Source organism: Paenibacillus sp. QJM3NY_38 (assembly GCF_056173265.1).
This window is the reverse complement of record NZ_CM149665.1, coordinates 5,029,863-5,047,845: the sequence shown is the minus strand read 5'-3', so window position 1 is coordinate 5,047,845 and position 17,983 is coordinate 5,029,863. Positions and strand designations below refer to the sequence as shown.

The following is a 17,983-nucleotide window of genomic DNA, read 5'->3' as shown; positions in this document are numbered from 1 at the left end:
TCTGAGGAAGCAAAGAAGACATTTCAAATAGAAAGTACGGTATGGATATTGGCAATCGTTCCGTTAATTTATGGTTTGCATCTAGCTTTTCTAGAAGGGTTACCAAAATCATTTAAACTTAATTGGCCGTTATTAGTACTTGTGTTTCTCCCTTGCTTCTTGCTGCTTATTTATCCCATATTGGTAATGTATATTAATAGCTTGGCGAATGTAACTATTTATAAACTCGCAACCCTGCCTCAAGCAAGTGCAGTATTTGGAATTGTTAGTGGGCTAACACTTATACGATCGATAACAACCAACAGGAAGTAGGTCAAAAAATTTGTATATGGTTCGAAGAGAGCCTGATATTTGATTATATATGGAAAGGAGCATAACCAATTGCTAGAACCCTCAAGACAGGCGGTTTTCATTGACAGAGACGGAACGCTTGGAGGAACCGATCGGGTTGTTTTGCCCGGTGATTTTGAGCTTTTTCCACAAGTGGAGAAATCGATTGATTCACTCAGAGCTGCAGGCATGCTGATTTGTTCATTTACGAATCAACCTGGAATAACTCGGGGCGAAGCAACAAAGGACGAATTCGAATCGGAATTATTAGGCTTTGGTTTTGACAAAATCTATCTTTGTGCTCATGAGCATGGAGCGGGTTGTCCATGTAGAAAGCCGTCCCCTGGAATGCTGTTGAAAGCCGCGGAAGAAAATAATCTGGATTTAAGGAAGTGCTTTGTCGTAGGAGATAGATGGACGGATATGCTTGCTGCCAAAGAAGCCGGTTGCAAGAGTGTGTTAGTGAAAACGGGAGCCGGCGCCAAGGAACTCGAAAAATTCAATAACAACGAGTACTTCGGCAAATGGAAAGAAGCGTATCCCGATTTTATCGCGACAGACTTTAATGAAGCCGTGACATGGATCTTAGGGGGCGGCTAGAAAAGGATGGTTCCATGGATTTGAGTCAAAGAAAACAGTGGAATGAAAATCACAAAAAGCTAACCCAGATCATTCTGGATCCGGCTAAGCATCAGAGTGCAGTTGAGTTATTCTTGCAGCAGCATCGCTTGTTACATTCATCAAGAATGAGCCATTCCCCCATTGCGACCCTTGAGGATGAATTAGTTAAAGATCTGCAAGAGGAAACATTCCGTCAATATCCAGTTACGGCTCCTGATACAAAGAATTCGATAATATGGCATATGTGGCATATGACGCGTATTGGAAGACATGACGATGAGCGTACTCGTAAATAACGATGTCCAAGTATTGCATTCAGGCCAGTGGAACAAGAAATTTCACATTGATGATGTTCATTCCGGAAATGAAATGACGGAAGCAGAAATCGCTAATTTGAGTGCGACTCTTGATGTTGATTCATTATTAGCTTATCGGATTGAAGTTGGGCGGAACACTCGTGAAGTCATATCCCGTTTATTGCCAGGCGACTTTAAGCAAAAAGTTGAAACGGCAAGAATCCAACAACTTAAAGTGCAGCATGCGGTTAAGGAAGAAGCATCGTGGTTGCTTGAATACTGGGGAAACAAAACGATTGCGGGATTAGTGCTCATGCCGGCGACAAGGCATATTTTTCTGCACTTGAATAAATCGATACGACTGAAACAAAAGATTCAAAAGTCCAAATAGTGAGGCTAAGATGCTATTTATTTTTACAAGAGAGGTTGTGCTGGGATGTTTTACGATTTGCAGGGCGAAGAGAATATGTCAACGATCGTGGGAATGTTATATGGCGCTGTCAAAGAGAACAGCCAAAGGCTAAAATCCATATCAGAGGGCATGTCGCAAGAGGAAATAGACTACAAAGGCCCTGGTAACCAATTCAATAGTGCCGCTCAATTAATAAAACATATCATGTACGTCGACCTGAATTGGGTTTATAGGATTAAAGGAGAGGCGCTTCCCCAGTCATTAACAGACGAATACGGCCCGATGATCGATGAACATAACAGGCTGCCAATGGTTACAGGGATGCCTCTGGATACGCTTATATCTAAATATGAAGTCGTATTAACTATGTTGAAAGAAACATGCACGCAATTAACGGATGCTGATCTGGATAACATTGTCACATTTGGTCACGAAAATGAAAAGAAAGCCACCATACGCTGGGGATTATGGCATATGGCCGACCATAACCGTTATCACCAAGCCCATATTAATCAACTTAGAAAGTGGTACGCTGAGCAAAGGAGAGACATGGATCATGAATAAAAGAATACGATCCATCCTCGTATTTTCCTTGAGTTTGCTATCGCTGCTTATTTCGTTAAAGTTATTTTGGAATATGGGTATTTTTGTGGATGAATACGGCTTGAGCCCAGACATTGTGAATGGCGGAGACTTCTGGCTTTGGATGAATTGGTTAAGATTAGGGTTACTGTTCTTCGTATGCGTTATATCTGGCGTTAGCATCTTAAAAAGCTTTGATGAATAAACCTGGTTTACGAATTGAATTAACAAAGGCGGCGCCCTATGCGGAGGACACGTGTAATGAAGAAATTGCACTTGTTAATAGTTATTATTGTTGTTTTAATTGTTTTAGGACTAATTTGGTATTATGCTAACTAGATGCTGAATCGTATAGCCGAGAATTTAAAAGTTATAAAGGAAGCTCCGATAGAGTGATTATGATGATTATCTTTTATCGGGATAGGGATGGGACTGTAGATAACTACTCGTTTGATATCACGGAGTCAGGAATCATTATTTGTAATAATAAACAATATCAGATAAAGGGGGATACAGAGGAGATTTTTGACAATCTTTATGAATGGATCAAAAATAAAGGGAGATACATCCCAAGTTAGTTATTATCACTTCCGCTTCTTCGGAGTAATAAAGTTCTTAGTTAAAAGCCAAGAAATGGAGAATATCCTGACAAGGTCTCAAGGCAAATATAACCCTATCACCGTAATCAAGTAGGCTACCCTCTAGGGCAGCCTATTTATATTCCGTACGCCTTACTCCCTCACATACTCCACCGAGTATATATGCGTCTTCGTTAAATCAATGACCTCTTTAATAAAATCCTCTTGGGATTCCCTGAAATCGTTTCGGATCCAGTTTAGAATCAGTCCGTGGAAGCCGTAGGCCGTGTACCTTTTAAAGTAATCCATATTAACCGGAGTATGGTTAATCGTTTCGAATATAAATCGTTCCTTGTATATTTTTACGATGGTTTGAGGGAATTCCGTGTGCAGTCCCGGCAAGGTATCCTCGTATTTAATCAACTCAAAAAAATCACGATGCTCATAAATGTAGGCAACGATATTGAAGGAGGGTGCACTGAGGTTTGCCGTGTATACTTTGTGTCCCGGGATGTAAGGCTTGCCCACCGATTCTTCCAGGCCACGTAGCATGGAAGCCAGCAAATCCTCGGCTAACTCGATTTTATCCTGGTAATGGACATAAAAGGTGCTGCGATTATAAGAAGCCTTATCCACGATGTCTTTCACCGTCACGGCATAATATCCCTTCTCTTTTACAAGTTGAATAAAGGCTGATTTCAGATGTTCTTTCGTACGATTTCTTCGCGCCGATGTCACGATTTGTTCATGATTCACGAAAAGAGCGCCTCCCAAAAAGACAGTTTTGTTCTAAGTGTTGACTAGATCGACACTTCATAACAGGTTAATGATTGTGAAATGTGAACAGAATAGTACAATTGAATTGTAGCAAAAATAGTACTAAATTTAATATCTTAAATTAGTTCCAATTAACATAGTACTATTTTAATCCATTATACGGGGGTATCCAAGATGGGAAAATTACAAAACAAAGTGGCTGTAATTACCGGTGGTGCATCCGGCATCGGTGCGGCAACAGCACGCCTCTTCATTGAAGAGGGAGCTAAGGTGGTGCTTGTTGATTTAAATGAGGAAAAAGGTAAGGCGTTTGAGGCCGAACTGAAAGCGAATCATCACGAGGCGCTGTTCGTCAAAGCGAATATAACAAGTGAGGAAGAAGTAGCGGGCATCTTTAAACAAGCGATTGACGCCTTCGGTAAAGTCGATGTTGTATTTAACAACGCAGGTATCGGGCGCGTTCATTCTTCGCATGATCTAGAGTACTCCGAGTGGCGCAACACCGTAAACGTGGACTTGGACGGCGTATTCCTGGTGGCACGCGAAGCTATCCGTGAAATGTTAAAAGCTGGCGGAGGTACGATCGTGAATACCGCATCCATGTACGGCTGGGTCGGCTCGCCTGGTTCCGCAGCCTATAATGCAGCTAAAGGCGGGGTCATTAACTTGACGCGTTCCCTGGCACTGGAGTATGCCGAGCACAATATCCGGATCAACGCACTATGCCCCGGCTTTATCGACACGCCGATCATTCCGGAGGAGAGCAAGCAAGCGTTGGCAGCGGCCACTCCGATGAAGCGACTGGGACAAGCTGAAGAAATGGCAAAGGCCGTTCTGTTTATGGCTTCGGACGACTCTTCGTTTATGACGGGGAATACCTTGACGGTTGACGGTGGATATACAGCCCAATAATGGGTGAGCTTAGACGTAGAGAGAATCATGACATCTTACTAGGAGGTATACACCATGAGCAAATTTGATGGAAAAGTGATTGTAATTACTGGCGCAGCAGGCGGGATCGGAACGGCAGCCGCGAAAAAGCTGGCGGAACAGGGTGCTAATCTTGCCCTGGTCGATTTGAATCTGGAAGCCGTTAAAAAAGTAATCTCCGATTTGGGTCTGGACGATTCCAGAGCGATTGCGCTGCAGGCCAATGTCGCCAAAGAAGAGGAAGTCAAAGCGTATGTGGATGCAACGGTCGAGAAATTCGGTAAAATCGACGGTTTTTTCAATAATGCGGGGATCGAAGGAATCACGGCCAATGTAGAGGATTATCCGACCGAAACCTTTGAAATGGTCTTCAATGTCAACGTGAAGGGTGCCTTCCTTGGATTGAAATACGTTGTTCCGGTAATGAAAAGCCAAGGGTATGGCAGCATCGTGAATACCTCTTCCGGTGCAGGTCTCATCGGTTCGCCCGGATTCGTTGGGTACAATAGCTCCAAGCATGCCGTGATCGGCATGACGAAGGTGGTAGCATTGGAAGCTGCTCCGTTCGGCGTCAGAGTGAATGCCGTAGCACCTGGGGTGATCAATACCCGCATGATGCGCCAAATTGAGAAAAATACCGTTCCTGAGGATGCAGAAGGTGCAAGAAAAGCATTCGGCTCTGCCGTTCCGATCGGAAGATACGGGGAAGCGGATGAGGTAGCCAATGTAGCCGTTTTCCTGCTGTCCGACGATGCCTCTTATGTAACGCAATCCATATATACCGTGGATGGCGGTCAAATCAACCAGTAAGGTTATGAAAAGATTTCTTTCCAGGTTCTTAGCCCGGTGTTATACGGGATGAGAACAAACGTTCTAGAAAATGATTGACATATAAAAAGATTGAATTTATACTATTATCAAATCGGAAGAAGTGCGGGAGAAGCACCTCGCAGGACAGGCTCTAAGGCCTTTCTTGTGGGGTGCTTTTTGCATTCTTTGAGGATAATTTGGATAAGGGAGATGATTGTATTGCTGAAACAAAGAAGAACGAAATGGCATATAAATGCTTTAGCCGTTCTAATCATTTGTTTCCTGCTTGTGGCTAGTCCAGCATACGCAGAGGCTTCAAATACGGGATGGGATGCTGCTTTAACAAGTATCGATCAATTGCATGACAGCCTTACCTCACTGGAGTTGGCCAATAAACAGGATAAGCAGTCAATACAGGCGCTGCGTAAGCAAAACAATGAAAAGCTTAAGGAAATTAATGCGAAAATAAAGCTTATTGATAAGGTAAAGCTCGATAAGTTAAAGGCAGAAGCAGACCAGTCTCAGAATAAATATGCTCCCTTGCTTGCGGAATATACGGATCTCGGCAAGAAATTGACAGAGGCGAGGAAGCGAAAAGATCGAAAATCTGTTCTTCTGTATGAACTTAAGCGAAATCGCATAAAGGATACTGCGAATGTGGCGCGACAGGAGATCAAATTGAAAAAGGATGTTTTTACCGCTGCGAAGAAGCAGGTTGCCGCAAAAGCTAAAATCGTTAAAGATGCGTTATTACCGGTGCAAATGTTAAAGAAACAAATCACAGCCGAGAACAAAAAAATAACGGACCTCAATAAAAATATTAATGAAGTAAATAAACGTTATAAAGCAGCTGTCAAGCAGGGAGACGCTGTGGACGCAGCTGCATATCTGAAACGGATCGTTGTTAGTACGAACCAAATTCATGCTTTACAGAAGAAAACATTGGAATGGGAGAGGAATATTCGTAGTCTACTTCATGCTGCAGAGAACAAGCTACCCAGCCAATGACATGCCATCTCGTATTATTATTGATGTTAAGGTCATCCTAATCCTCTATTGTCATCCACCCCGAGGAGCTCTCAGCTCTTAGGGGTTGACGACAAAATGATACTGCTGGCCGTTTGGACTGAACTATTTTACAACTATGATTCCGGAACGGCTGACAAGCTCCAATGTTTGGGCTGCATCCCCAATCGTGCCTTCCACTGATTGTTCCGTGCTCTGTTTTTCTTTGAAGGCCTCTAGACCAATGCTTATATCCGATGAATCGCTGGTTGCGGCAAGGTTTAACGAAGTAGGGGGCGTTATATAAGATACGGTGATATCTCCGGATTCTGTTTCTACGCACAGTCGTTTACCTTCATCGATCTCTTTGACGGTGACTTCCCCAGCTGTTGAGGTGATGTTCATCTCGGGGCTGGTCACACCGTTTAAATAACTGCCACCGCTGCCGGAAGTTACGGTTAATTCGTTTAGCGAGCTGTTTTTCAATTTGAGCTCTCCGTCTTTGGATGTAAACACACCTGTGTCAGCTGAAAGTCCTTCGATGGTTTCAGAGCCCGAATGGTTGGTGAACGCGATGTTTAGAGCCGATACATCCTTCATCTTGATGTCACCTGCATCATTATTCAATGTAATCGTATCGACTCCTTGGTCGGGAACAGAGATATAGATCGTCCCTTTTTTGCCAAAAGTGAACCCTGCCATAGCACCACCCTGGTCTTTCTGGGTAACGACAATTTTCCTCCCTTCCTGGTCAATCGTTACAGGGTCGCTCTTATTGTTCTGCCGCTTGCCTTCACAAGCGATGGTGATGTTGGGGGAATCTGAACGTTTGAATTCAATGTCCCAAGATTCGTTATTGATTTCAATTTCTTCGATGCGGCTAGCCTCATAGGAAGATTCATGGTTGTAACTTGTTGAATTCCCTACGCCTTGGCAGCCCATAACGAACCCGCCAACGGTAAGCAAAACAAGCGAAGTGGCTAGGATTTTTCTCAAGCTCAAGTCCTCCATTCTTGTACAGTGAAATTTTTAGGCTACATCGGTTCGATCTACTTTGTAAAAAGCAAGATAGCCGAGAATCAGGCCAAGCAGGCAGAGAACAATCGGGATGGCGATGAATTGGAACAAGCTGGCTGAGCTTCCTCCGTCGGACACCGTTGCGTTAATCAAGAAACCAATAATGACTGCCGAAGTAATCGTGGAAGGCACCGATTTTTTTCTCATGCCAAACGATAAAGGAATCAAGCTGATGCCGGCCATCATAAAGGCGTTCAGCGCTGTTGCCGGAACGGCGGCCATCATGGCATCAACGGCAATAGAAGCGTCAAATAAACCGATCATCGGATTCAAGAGGTACGTTAACAGATTAATCATGAACGTCGTTATGATAATACTGAAAAAACAGAACCCAAACACAATCGTTAATTTGGCTTGAATGATTTTTTTTCGCTGCAACGGGTAGGTGAACAATACTTGCATCATGCTGCTCTTGTATTCGTCAATCACTAAACGGGACAAAATAACGCTTGAGAAAATGATATAGGTGACTCGAACCAGGATATCCGATAACGACATGAAATCAGTGTAACTCATCGGTTCGTTCTCACTCTGAGAACCTAACGCCATCAACGTAACGGCGGCGAAAATCGCCACAATACAAACGGCTAAACCTTTGAAATAACCGGACAGGTTATTTTTCTGCCATTCCAGCTGTATAAGTTTAAGCATAGCGTTTGCCTCCATGAACGAGATTGATGAAATACTCTTCCAACGATCCTGCATGTCCTCTTCGAATGTCTTCCATCTTGACTTCATTTAATAATTTCCCTTGATGAATAATGCCAATCGTATCGGCGACCGATTCGATTTCGGATACGATATGACTCGAAATTAAAATGGTCGTTCCGTATCTCTCCTTTAAATGCAAGAAAAGCTCCCGCATTTCCTTAATCCCGATCGGGTCAAGTCCATTGATCGGTTCATCCAGAATGAGAATGTCCGGCTTCGTAACAATCGCGCGCGCAATCCCTAACCGCTGCTTCATGCCTAAAGAGAATTCATGAATTTTTTTCTTCCCCACACCGTGAAGACCAACGATCTCAAGCGCTTCCTTGATCGCAGTCTTATCGCGATAGTCCATGAATCTGCAATGAAACTCCAAATTTGCCTCTGCTGTCAGCCGGTCGTAAAACACGGGATATTCAATGATACTGCCGATTCTTTTTAAGTATTGAACCGACGTAGGCAGCACCAACTGATCGAATACTTGGATATCACCGGAAGACGGTTTGACCAGATTTAAGATCATTTTCATAATGGTTGTTTTACCGGCCCCATTCGGTCCTAAAAATCCGTAAATTTCTCCTCTGCGGATACTCATATTGACGTTTGAAATGGTTTCCGTGCCTTTAAATGCCTTGCTTACTTTATTGATTTGAATGGCGACTTCCACTTCTAATTTCCTCCCTTAATGATGTGCTACACTAAGCTTAGGGAATGAAAGTAAAAATAAAGTAAACGCTGTGGAAAAAACTCGTAACATTTTACATAGAGTAATCTCGTAACCTTTTAAATAGAGTAAGATAGAAAAGTGATACACAGGATAAAGTTTGAAGTGAGGGGAATATTGCAATGGAATCTGCATCCATACTAGCTGTCGATGATGAAATGGGTATTTTGAAGTTATTGGAGATCACGCTTCGCAAAGAGAACTTTACGCATATTGACACGGCATTATCGGGCAAAGGCGCGCTGCAGCGCATCAAAGAAAAGGCATATGATATGATTTTGCTCGATATTATGCTCCCGGATCTAAGCGGATTTGAGCTCTGTACGGAGATCCGGAAACATACGAATGCACCGATTATTTTTATTAGCGCGCGTTCCACTGACTTCGACAAATTAACGGGTTTAGGGATCGGCGGAGACGATTATATTACCAAGCCGTTTAATCCGATGGAGGTCATTGCCCGAATCAAGGCGATCCTTCGCCGGCAAAGGATTATGGAGAATGCACATCAACAAAACTCGGCGTACGATTACGGGTACTTCTCTTTTCATCCGGAATCGGCAACGTTAACCGTGAAGGGGCAACCTATAGATTGCACGGCAAAGGAGCTTGAACTGCTGCAGTTCTTTTGTAAACATCCGAATCATATCTTCACAACGGCTCAGCTGTACGAATTGGTATGGGGGAATGATGTGTACGGGGAAGAAAAAACGGTCACGATCCATATCTCCAAGCTGCGAAAAAAACTCGGCGATGATACCCGAAAACCCAAAATCATCGTGAATTTGCGGGGAATCGGGTATAAATTCATCCCCCCGACTGAGGCGCTGTCATGCGAATAAAAACTCGATTTACGATTCATTTGGCATTAGGGATTATCCTATGGATGCTTGGGACGGGCATCCTCCTCGTGATTATGCTTGAAGGCCTTTTTCCCTTGCTTGGTATCGATATCAGCATGGATAATGAAGGTCTTTTTGTAGGAGGGTTATTCGGGGCTAGTACGCTGCTGTGCATTGCGTTGTTCGGATGGTATTTTGGCGGCCCGATCGGATTTATCATGGCCTGGATTCATCGGCTCTCGCAGGACAACTACAAGCAACCTGCCGATTTGACCAAAATATATACCCGAAAAGGGAAGCTTCGCATGCGGTTCCGCCTGTATCAGGAGGTGCTTGAGCATCTTCAATCCTTGAGAGTCATCCTGCAAGCGAACGAAATCGAGAGAAGCCAAATCGAAGAAGCCAAGCAGGAATGGATTGCGGGGATTTCCCATGATTTGAAAACACCTTTAACCTATATCAAAGGCTACTCTGCGCTTTTATTGAATGAGCAGTACGAGTGGTCCAAGGAAGAAGTGATTTCGTTCATCCGGGAAATGGACGACAAAGGAAAGCACATGGAGGAATTGATTCAAGATTTAAGCCTTGTCACACAGCTCAATCGTGCCGACGGCACTTTCCCATTACAGAAGACGAATCAAGACATCGTCGAATTTACAAAAAGAGTGGTTGCCGATATTAGCAATAATCCGCAAGCGAGCAGCTATCACATGCATTTTCAAGCGGATTCGCCTGCCTTTTATGTTGATTTTGATTCGAAATTCATGCAGCGGATCCTGCAAAATATGATGATGAACGCCATCCTCCACAATCCTGAACATACGGATATATATGTACAGATTGCGGACACAGGAGAGCACGCCGCAATCCGCATCATGGACAATGGCGTAGGCATGCCGGCTCATATGGTGGAGCATCTATTCCAGCAATATTACCGGGGCACCACCACGGATTCTTCCTCCGAGGGCACGGGACTCGGAATGGCCATTGTCTATAAGCTTGTTCAGGCCCATAACGGCACCATTCATGTAAAGAGTGAGCCTTCACAAGGAACAACGTTCACGATTCGATTGCCGAAACAAAGGGGGAGCCATACGTGAAGAAACTGCCGACAATTCAATTAGAAAGATTAACATTACGGCCATTCCATGTAGATGATGCCAAAGTCGTTCAACAATTAGCAGGGGATCCATATATTGCGGAAACCACATTATATATCCCGCATCCGTATGAGGATGGGATGGCAGAACAATGGATCGAAACACATGCCCATAACTTTAATGAAGACCGATCACTGGAACTAGCTATCGTACATAAAGAAGAACAATATGTAATAGGCGCAATCTGTATTGGATGTACTCGGAAGTTTGATCATGGTGAACTTGCATATTGGATTGGGAGACCGTATAAGAACAATGGATATTGTACGGAAGCGGCTAAAGGAATCGTACGGTATGCGTTTGACGAAATGAAATTACACCGTATATTTGCCCGTTATCTGGGGAAAAATCCTGCATCGGGTAAAGTCATGGAAAAGTTAGGAATGAAATATGAAGGGCGATTAAGACAGCATGTTCGAAAATGGGATCAATACGAAGACCTTGTGTATTATGGCCTTTTAAGGGATGAATATATTTCAGAGAATAGGTGAGGGGGCACGCCTCCCCCACCTAGATTCACTTAACAACATCTTGACAATAACAGGAAACCTGTTATTCTATAACCGACAGTCAGTCGGTCGGTGGTGAGGAGGTGTAACGATGAGAGTTGTAAAAAAAGCGGAAGAACGAAGGAACGAAATCCTTGATGCAGCGGATGAGCTTTTTGCTCAGAAGGGCTTTGACGGTACAAGTACAAACGATATTCTCGAAAAGGTCGGGATTGCGCGGGGAACCTTGTATCATCACTTCAAGTCGAAAGAGGACATCATGGATGCGCTGATTGATCGGTATGCGGTCCACCTTTTGGATGGGGCACAGGAAATTGCCGAGGAAAAGAGCATACCCGTAGTGGAACGCATAATCCGCGTTGTGATGGCTCTGAACTTAAGCGGCGGAAGCAGCAAGGAAATTATGGAGCATATTCACAAACCGCAGAATGCGCTCATGCATCAAAAAATACAAAAGGTCATCATCAACGGCCTTCCGCCGATCCTGACGGGAATCATCCGCGAAGGCATTGAGCAGGGAATGTTCAGCACGCCGTTTCCGTATGAATGCATGGAAATGGTTGTAATCTATGCGAATACCGTTTTTGATGACGATATGATTACCTTGACGAATGAGGAGCGCGGTTCACGAATGCTGGCCTTTGTTTGCAACGTAGAAAGGCTGCTCGGTGCAGCAAGCGGGAGTCTTATGGACGTCATACAGATGTTTGGTGGAGGAGACGAAAGCAGCCATGAATAAACGGATAGTGTGGGGAATTTCATCGGCGGGCCTCGGCAGAGGGATGGCATTTCTCTATATTATCGCCGGGATACTGTTATGTGGGACTTCGGTCATTCTGTATAAGTTAAGGCGGTTAAAATGCGTGAAAGCAGAGGTGTTTTATGTACTCCAGAATAATCCGCAATGATCTTTTAAAAAACAAAGCCATTACGCTAACGACCATGATATTTGTCGCTGCGGCGGCTATGCTTGTTTCGCTTGCGGCGATCCTCGTCGTTAATCTCTCAGGTGCACTGAATACATTGATGACACAAGCCAAAACCCCGCATTTTATGCAGATGCATTCCGGTGAGATAGATTCTGCGCGGCTTTTTGCTTTTGCGGAGCAGCATCACAATGTGGATGACGTTCAAGTAATGGAGTTTCTCAATATGGATGGAACGCGGATACGATTAGGTGAGCATTCGCTTGCGAATAGTGTCCAGGATAACGGATTTAGCATGCAGAGCCAAAAATTCGATTATCTGCTTGATCTCGACGGTAACATCATTAAACCCGCCATCGGCGAGTTGTATGTTCCGGTAAGCTATATGAGGGATGGCACCACCAAGGTCGGTGATCAGGCGGTTATTAGCGGGAAGGAGTTTATCGTTGCAGGGTTCCTCCGGGATTCACAGATGAACTCCACGCTCTCCTCCTCCAAGAGATTTCTTGTACATGAACATGATTACGCGGAAATCAAGAGCCTTGGCAGTATGGAGTATCTGATTGAATTTAGATTAAAGGATCCATCCGAGATCGGTTCATTTGAAACGGCTTATGCCTCCGCAGGACTTGAAGCAAACGGACCCACCGTTACATATAAGCTTTTCAAAATGATGAACGCACTATCCGATGGGTTGATGATCGCGGTTATACTTCTTGTGAGCGCCCTTGTCGTGGCCATCGCATTGATGTGCATACGATTTACGCTCCTGGCGAAAATCGAAGACGACTACCGCGAGATAGGCGTGATGAAGGCAATTGGGCTGCGTGTTTCCGACATAAAGAAGATGTATCTCGCGAAATACGCAGCGATTGCGGCGGCGGGTTGTATGCTCGGTTTTGCACTGTCGTTTATGTTCAAAGGCATGCTTCTTGAAAATATACGGCTGTATATGGGAGAAAGTGAAAATTCCGCTTATGCTTTGTTGTTGGGAATTACCGGCATACTGCTTGTATTCCTTGCCATCATCGCCTATGTAAACACAGTGTTGAAACGTTTTCGGAACATATCCGCTGCAGAGGCTATACGCTTTGGTACTTCGCAGGACAAAAGCCCAGGCGCCAACCGTTATAGTCTAAGTGGAAACAGGCTGTTGAATACGAATGTTTTCCTTGGTATCAAAGACGTTCTCGCAAGGAAAAAGCTTTATGCTACAAGCCTAACGGTACTGGTGATTTCAGCATTTATCATGATGGTTCCACAGAATTTGTACAACACCATCTCCTCTACAAGCTTCACCCAATATATGGGGATCGGAAACTATGATCTACGTGCTGACATACAGCAGACCGATAACATTTCAGAAAAAACGGCTGAACTGCAAAATGAGATGAGCAGCGACCCCGCCATATCCAAGGTTGCCGTCCTTACAACAAAAGCATTTAACATCAAAACAGAAGACGGTTCTGAGGAAAACATAAAAATCGAACTCGGCGACCATTCCATATTCCCGATTGCTTATTCCATTGGCAGAGCACCCGCTGCAGAGGATGAAATTGCACTGTCGGCTATAAATGCCGATGAGCTGGGCAAGAAAGTCGGCGATGTCATTACACTGGTAATAGAGGGACAGGAGAAGGAACTGACGGTGAGCGGGATATATTCCGACATTACCAATGGCGGCAAAACCGCAAAGGCGGTATTCTCCGACAATTCGGCGGATATGATGTGGAGCATCATCTGTGCAGAACTTTCGGATATATCTCTTATCGGCGCTAAGATTTCAGACTACGCGGACAGGTTTGATTTTGCCAAGATTTCAGATATTGATGAATTTATTACGCAGACATTCGGCTCAACGATAAATGCTGTCAAGAAGGCCTCTGACGCTGCAATTGCTGTTGCGCTGATGATATCGGTACTGATTACCCTGATGTTTATAAAAATGCTTGTTGCGAAGGACAGATATTCCATTGCCGTTATGAAAGCCCTCGGTTTTACGAACTCGGACATAAAGGTGCAATATGCTTCGCGTTCGGTATTTGTTCTGATGGTCGGCATTGTTCTTGGAACGCTTCTGGCGAACACGCTCGGAGAAAGGCTTGCGGGTGCGGTTATCTCTTCGTTTGGAGCGTCAGCGTTTCATTTTGTGGTCAATCCGCTTTCGGCATATCTGTACAGCCCCCTTATGATGATAACCGCGGTACTTATCGCAACCATGATCGGCACTTCAGGCGCAGGACGTATCAAAATATCCGAAAATATAAAGGAGTAGGCAGATGAAAAAGATGATTATCGGTGAGGATATCGTCAAATCTTTCGGCGAGGGCGGCGAACAGCATAATGTTCTGGACGGGGTGTCCGCCTGTATACACGAGGGCGAGTTCGTAGCTGTTATGGGACCATCAGGCTCGGGCAAATCCACGCTAATGTTTGCACTGAGCGGGACGGATGGCGTGAATGGCGGAAAAGTCGTTTTTGAGGGCAAGGATTTATCGACACTTGGGGAGAATGAGCTTGCAGATCTACGCAGAACCCAAATGGGTTTTGTGTTCCAACAGCCGACGATGCTGAAAAATTTGAATATCCTCGACAATATCATTCTTCCTTCCATGCGGGATAACCGTAAAAACGCCGCGAACATTTCGGTGAAGGCGAGGGAGCTTATGAAAAGGATAGGCATCGCAGAGCTTGAAAAACGGAACATCACCCAGGTTTCGGGTGGTCAGCTTCAGCGTGCGGGAATATGCCGGGCACTGATGAACAACCCGCGAATTATCTTCGGCGACGAGCCAACGGGAGCGCTCAACTCCATTTCCGCTCAGGAAATCATGGACCTATTCTCGGAGATCAATGCAGACGGTACGGCGGTCATGCTTGTCACTCACGATGCACAAGTTGCGGCGCGGACGGAGCGCATTATGTTTATGCGCGATGGGAAAGTGGTCGGCGAACTCAAGCTTCCAAAGCTTGTGGGAACAGATATGGATGGCAGGGTCAAGAAAGTTATGCTGAAAATGCAGGAAATCGGAATATAAATCGATATCCATTTAAGCCGCAGGACTATCGCCCTTGGTTAGCGAATGTATAATTATGGAATCACTTGATTCGCACCATAATTTACGCTTGAGCATTCAATTGAGCGAAACATTAATCATGAAACGGATGGTATTATACGATGCATGATCAGTCTAAACATTTCGTTGCGGTTTCAGCACTTGTTAAGAATGAGGATGGACATGTTTTAATGGTTCGTACTCATGTTCGTTCGGATACGTGGGAAATGCCCGGAGGTTTCGTTGATGCTGGCGAGTCGTGACGGGGAACGCCTGGAGGCCAAGCGTGCATTTTTACTGACAGGGGAGCCTCGGATCGGTAAAACGACGATGATCAAACAACTGATCAACGCCATCGGTCCGGATCTTTGCGGTGGATTCTATACGGAGGAAATCACGAATTCGAGTGGTCGAATCGGTTTTAAGTGCGTATCCGTTTGTGGGGAAAGCGTCGAAATTGCACATGTAGAAAACCCAAGCAGCACTCGTATTGGAAGATACGGAATGGATGTAGAAGCATTCGAGGATTTTGCCGTGAAAATATTAGAGGACGCCTTGTCCTCCAAGAAAATCATCGTTATCGACGAAATTGGTTTTATGCAGATGTTATCTTCGTCTTTTCAAAAAATAGTACAAGCGAATATTTCAGGTTCCCGGATTGTTCTGGGGACCATTCCTCTGGAGAGCCATCCTGAAATAGACATCATCAAATATCGGAAGGAAGTCAGGATTCTAAGTATGAACGCATCCAATCGTAACACGATATCCGAAACTTTGTTAAAGGATATGATGAAAGCTGTGGAGGGTGAATAATATGCAGATCGAAGATGTCTTTTCGGATCTCCCTACGTTAGAAACAGACAGAACGATTTTAAGAAAACTGAGGAGCGAAGATGAAGAGGATATATTTCATTACGGATCGGATGAGGAGGTATCGAGATATACGGCTTGGCCGACGCATCAAACCATGGAAGATACCCGTCTCTACTTAATGAGGGTCCTGCATAAATACTGCCAGCATGCTGTGGCCCCTTGGGGAATCGTGGACAAAGAAACCGGAAAGGTCATTGGAACCTCAGGATTTATGGCTTGGGATGTCCGACATGCTAAAGCCGAATTGGGTTATGCCCTGTCCAAGGATTATTGGAATCGTGGTTACATGACCGAAGTGATCAGGACCATCATCTCTTTTGGATTTGAAAGAATGAAGCTGGTTAGAATCGAGGCAAGTTGTCTGCCGTCAAACCCAGGATCAGCCAGAGTGATGGAAAAGGCCGGCATGTCCTATGAAGGTTTATTAAGACAGACGATATTCGTAAAAGGGAACCACGAAGATCTGAAATTATACTCTATTGTTGTGGATGACTACCGGAATCAGAGCAACTCCCGTTAACGGGCTGGTTGAATAACCGCCATCGTAAGAACCCCCTTCGTTCATGAGCGAAGGGGGTTACTTGGAATGATCGGTAGGCAGAACGGTCACTTAGCTGATAGCCCCGCATACAAGTTCCGGTACACGGCCGGGGTGAGGTGCTCGAACTTTTTGAACGTTTTAATGAAATAGCCCGTATCGCAAAACCCTAAATCATCGCTCACTTGATGGATCGGCGAATCGGTGGATTCCAACAGCTGCTTGGCCCATTCAATCTTAAGCCTGGCAATGAAGACGGAGAAATTCTCACCTGTTTCCTTCGTAAAGATGCGGCTGAAATAGCTGGGACTGATATGGCAAAGCTTGGCCATCTCCTTCAGGCTGAAGTTCTCATGCTTATGCGCAAAAATATAGTCAAATGCGGGCTGAAGTACGGCATTCGACGAGACGAACCGCCCAGCGCCATTCTTCAATTTGGTATCGATCAGTGCTCCTGACAGCTCCTGCTGCATGGATTGGATGCTGCGGACCGCACGATCCGACTCCTTAAAAGCTTCCACGGAAGCTGGCGCATCCATCTGGGACGAGAGCACTTTTTTGTACAAATCAATCGTGGTATGCTTCTGAATCGCTTCCTCCACGATATAGGTGCTTAATTGCAGCAGCAGATCCACGCACTTCGTCACCTCGTCATAGGATAAGACGGGCAGTGCAACGTAATCCCCTTCGAGTTCCTTAAACTTCCGGTTTGACTCCACATTGGGCGGCCGAGATACGATCTGCTCCAGCATCGGAGCATCAGGTTCTCGGAGCTTGAGCTGTCCGGCCATAATCGCACCAAGATATTGGTTATCGATAATGATCGGGATGGCGATATCGATAATGTTGAAATGGCATAAATAGATATATGGTTTGTTTTGGCGAACCGCTTCAATGCCGGCTCGCGCGTCGCATTTTTGACAATATGAAGAGAGATGGGAATCCTGGCGAACGCCTTGGCAGAAAGGCTGACAGTGGCTGTGCTTGGTGACGGGAACGCCCTTGTAATCAACCGTAAGGATCGCCATTTTGGTCACGAGCGATAAAGAATCCTGCAGCTTCTCCCATTTCTCCAAATCAATGATTTCTTCTAAATCATATCGAGATTTGGACATGACAACATTCTCCTATGAAAAGTTATAGAAACTCTATTGAATATTATAGCGAATGGTTCCACTGAAGAACAAGATAATACAATTTTCCATGGGGATGACAAAAAAACACGATAA

At 44.8% G+C, this 17,983-nt stretch carries 21 protein-coding genes and 1 pseudogene; 17 read left to right on the top strand and 5 right to left on the bottom strand.

Annotated elements, in window-relative coordinates:
• Positions 1-381 precede the first annotated feature (381 nt).
• From AC0VZ8_RS23345 to AC0VZ8_RS23330, 4 genes are read left to right on the top strand one after another with little or no spacing between them, the layout of a single operon-like run.
• Positions 382-930 (top strand): HAD-IIIA family hydrolase, encoded by a 549-nt coding sequence (locus AC0VZ8_RS23345; protein ID WP_475484575.1) that lies wholly within the window; start codon positions 382-384, stop codon positions 928-930.
• A gap of 14 nt (positions 931-944) precedes the next feature.
• On the top strand, positions 945-1,247 hold the full coding sequence (locus AC0VZ8_RS23340; RefSeq protein WP_475484574.1) for a hypothetical protein: 303 nt from the start codon (positions 945-947) through the stop codon (positions 1,245-1,247).
• Positions 1,228-1,638, top strand: coding sequence for a DinB family protein (locus AC0VZ8_RS23335; RefSeq protein ID WP_475484573.1), 411 nt, complete (start codon positions 1,228-1,230; stop codon positions 1,636-1,638). The genes AC0VZ8_RS23340 and AC0VZ8_RS23335 overlap by 20 nt, the downstream gene beginning before the upstream one ends.
• A gap of 45 nt (positions 1,639-1,683) precedes the next feature.
• Positions 1,684-2,223, top strand: a complete 540-nt coding sequence (locus AC0VZ8_RS23330) for a DinB family protein (protein WP_475484572.1) — start codon at positions 1,684-1,686, stop codon at positions 2,221-2,223.
• A gap of 749 nt (positions 2,224-2,972) precedes the next feature.
• Here AC0VZ8_RS23330 and AC0VZ8_RS23325 read toward each other — a convergent pair.
• Positions 2,973-3,575, bottom strand: coding sequence for a TetR/AcrR family transcriptional regulator (locus tag AC0VZ8_RS23325; protein WP_260066102.1), 603 nt, complete (start codon positions 3,573-3,575; stop codon positions 2,973-2,975).
• Between the two features lie 195 nt (positions 3,576-3,770).
• Here AC0VZ8_RS23325 and AC0VZ8_RS23320 point away from each other — a divergent pair, with 195 nt between their 5' ends.
• The 3 genes from AC0VZ8_RS23320 (at position 3,771) to AC0VZ8_RS23310 (ending at position 6,344) form a co-directional block, all read left to right on the top strand.
• Positions 3,771-4,508, top strand: a complete 738-nt coding sequence (locus AC0VZ8_RS23320; RefSeq protein WP_260066101.1) for an SDR family NAD(P)-dependent oxidoreductase — start codon at positions 3,771-3,773, stop codon at positions 4,506-4,508.
• Between the two features lie 54 nt (positions 4,509-4,562).
• Positions 4,563-5,336, top strand: coding sequence for an SDR family NAD(P)-dependent oxidoreductase (locus AC0VZ8_RS23315; protein ID WP_475484571.1), 774 nt, complete (start codon positions 4,563-4,565; stop codon positions 5,334-5,336).
• 219 nt (positions 5,337-5,555) lie between these two features.
• On the top strand, positions 5,556-6,344 hold the full coding sequence (locus AC0VZ8_RS23310; protein ID WP_475484570.1) for a TrbC/VirB2 family protein: 789 nt from the start codon (positions 5,556-5,558) through the stop codon (positions 6,342-6,344).
• A 123-nt stretch (positions 6,345-6,467) separates the two neighbouring features.
• Here the strand turns inward: AC0VZ8_RS23310 and AC0VZ8_RS23305 are convergent, their stop codons facing one another.
• The 3 genes and pseudogenes from AC0VZ8_RS23305 to AC0VZ8_RS23295 form a co-directional block, all read right to left on the bottom strand.
• Positions 6,468-7,337, bottom strand: a complete 870-nt coding sequence (locus AC0VZ8_RS23305; RefSeq protein WP_475484569.1) for a DUF4097 family beta strand repeat-containing protein — start codon at positions 7,335-7,337, stop codon at positions 6,468-6,470.
• A gap of 33 nt (positions 7,338-7,370) precedes the next feature.
• Positions 7,371-8,069, bottom strand: coding sequence for an ABC transporter permease (locus AC0VZ8_RS23300; RefSeq protein WP_475484568.1), 699 nt, complete (start codon positions 8,067-8,069; stop codon positions 7,371-7,373).
• Positions 8,065-8,793, bottom strand: a pseudogene (locus AC0VZ8_RS23295) (ABC transporter ATP-binding protein); the annotation flags it as partial. The gene AC0VZ8_RS23300 and the pseudogene AC0VZ8_RS23295, both read right to left, overlap by 5 nt.
• Positions 8,794-8,972: 179 nt before the next feature.
• Here AC0VZ8_RS23295 and AC0VZ8_RS23290 point away from each other — a divergent pair.
• The 10 genes from AC0VZ8_RS23290 (at position 8,973) to AC0VZ8_RS23245 (ending at position 16,736) form a co-directional block, all read left to right on the top strand.
• The gene (locus AC0VZ8_RS23290; RefSeq protein WP_475484567.1) at positions 8,973-9,692 is read left to right on the top strand and encodes a response regulator transcription factor; all 720 of its coding nucleotides are present in this window, start codon (positions 8,973-8,975) and stop codon (positions 9,690-9,692) included.
• On the top strand, positions 9,683-10,792 hold the full coding sequence (locus AC0VZ8_RS23285; RefSeq protein ID WP_475484566.1) for a sensor histidine kinase: 1,110 nt from the start codon (positions 9,683-9,685) through the stop codon (positions 10,790-10,792). The genes AC0VZ8_RS23290 and AC0VZ8_RS23285 overlap by 10 nt, the downstream gene beginning before the upstream one ends.
• Positions 10,789-11,343 (top strand): GNAT family N-acetyltransferase, encoded by a 555-nt coding sequence (locus AC0VZ8_RS23280; protein ID WP_475484565.1) that lies wholly within the window; start codon positions 10,789-10,791, stop codon positions 11,341-11,343. Before AC0VZ8_RS23285 ends, AC0VZ8_RS23280 begins: the two co-directional genes overlap by 4 nt.
• 109 nt (positions 11,344-11,452) lie before the next feature.
• Positions 11,453-12,100 (top strand): TetR/AcrR family transcriptional regulator, encoded by a 648-nt coding sequence (locus tag AC0VZ8_RS23275; RefSeq protein WP_071221812.1) that lies wholly within the window; start codon positions 11,453-11,455, stop codon positions 12,098-12,100.
• Entirely contained in the window at positions 12,093-12,269 is a 177-nt protein-coding gene (locus tag AC0VZ8_RS23270; RefSeq protein WP_162487620.1) for a hypothetical protein, read from the top strand. Before AC0VZ8_RS23275 ends, AC0VZ8_RS23270 begins: the two co-directional genes overlap by 8 nt.
• Positions 12,244-14,562: an ABC transporter permease gene (locus AC0VZ8_RS23265; RefSeq protein WP_475484564.1), complete on the top strand. Its 2,319-nt coding sequence runs from the start codon at positions 12,244-12,246 to the stop codon at positions 14,560-14,562. The genes AC0VZ8_RS23270 and AC0VZ8_RS23265 overlap by 26 nt, the downstream gene beginning before the upstream one ends.
• A 4-nt stretch (positions 14,563-14,566) precedes the next feature.
• Positions 14,567-15,325 carry an ABC transporter ATP-binding protein gene (locus AC0VZ8_RS23260; protein ID WP_475484563.1) on the top strand — a complete coding sequence of 253 codons (759 nt, stop codon included), beginning with the start codon at positions 14,567-14,569 and terminating at the stop codon, positions 15,323-15,325.
• Between the two features lie 140 nt (positions 15,326-15,465).
• The gene (locus AC0VZ8_RS23255) at positions 15,466-15,606 is read left to right on the top strand and encodes an NUDIX hydrolase (protein ID WP_194543810.1); all 141 of its coding nucleotides are present in this window, start codon (positions 15,466-15,468) and stop codon (positions 15,604-15,606) included.
• Positions 15,590-16,156, top strand: coding sequence for a nucleoside-triphosphatase (locus tag AC0VZ8_RS23250; RefSeq protein ID WP_475484562.1), 567 nt, complete (start codon positions 15,590-15,592; stop codon positions 16,154-16,156). The genes AC0VZ8_RS23255 and AC0VZ8_RS23250 overlap by 17 nt, the downstream gene beginning before the upstream one ends.
• A 1-nt stretch (position 16,157) precedes the next feature.
• Positions 16,158-16,736 (top strand): GNAT family N-acetyltransferase, encoded by a 579-nt coding sequence (locus AC0VZ8_RS23245; protein WP_475484561.1) that lies wholly within the window; start codon positions 16,158-16,160, stop codon positions 16,734-16,736.
• 86 nt (positions 16,737-16,822) lie between these two features.
• Here AC0VZ8_RS23245 and AC0VZ8_RS23240 read toward each other — a convergent pair whose 3' ends face one another.
• Positions 16,823-17,869 carry a PocR ligand-binding domain-containing protein gene (locus AC0VZ8_RS23240; RefSeq protein ID WP_475484560.1) on the bottom strand — a complete coding sequence of 349 codons (1,047 nt, stop codon included), beginning with the start codon at positions 17,867-17,869 and terminating at the stop codon, positions 16,823-16,825.
• Positions 17,870-17,983 lie beyond the last annotated feature (114 nt).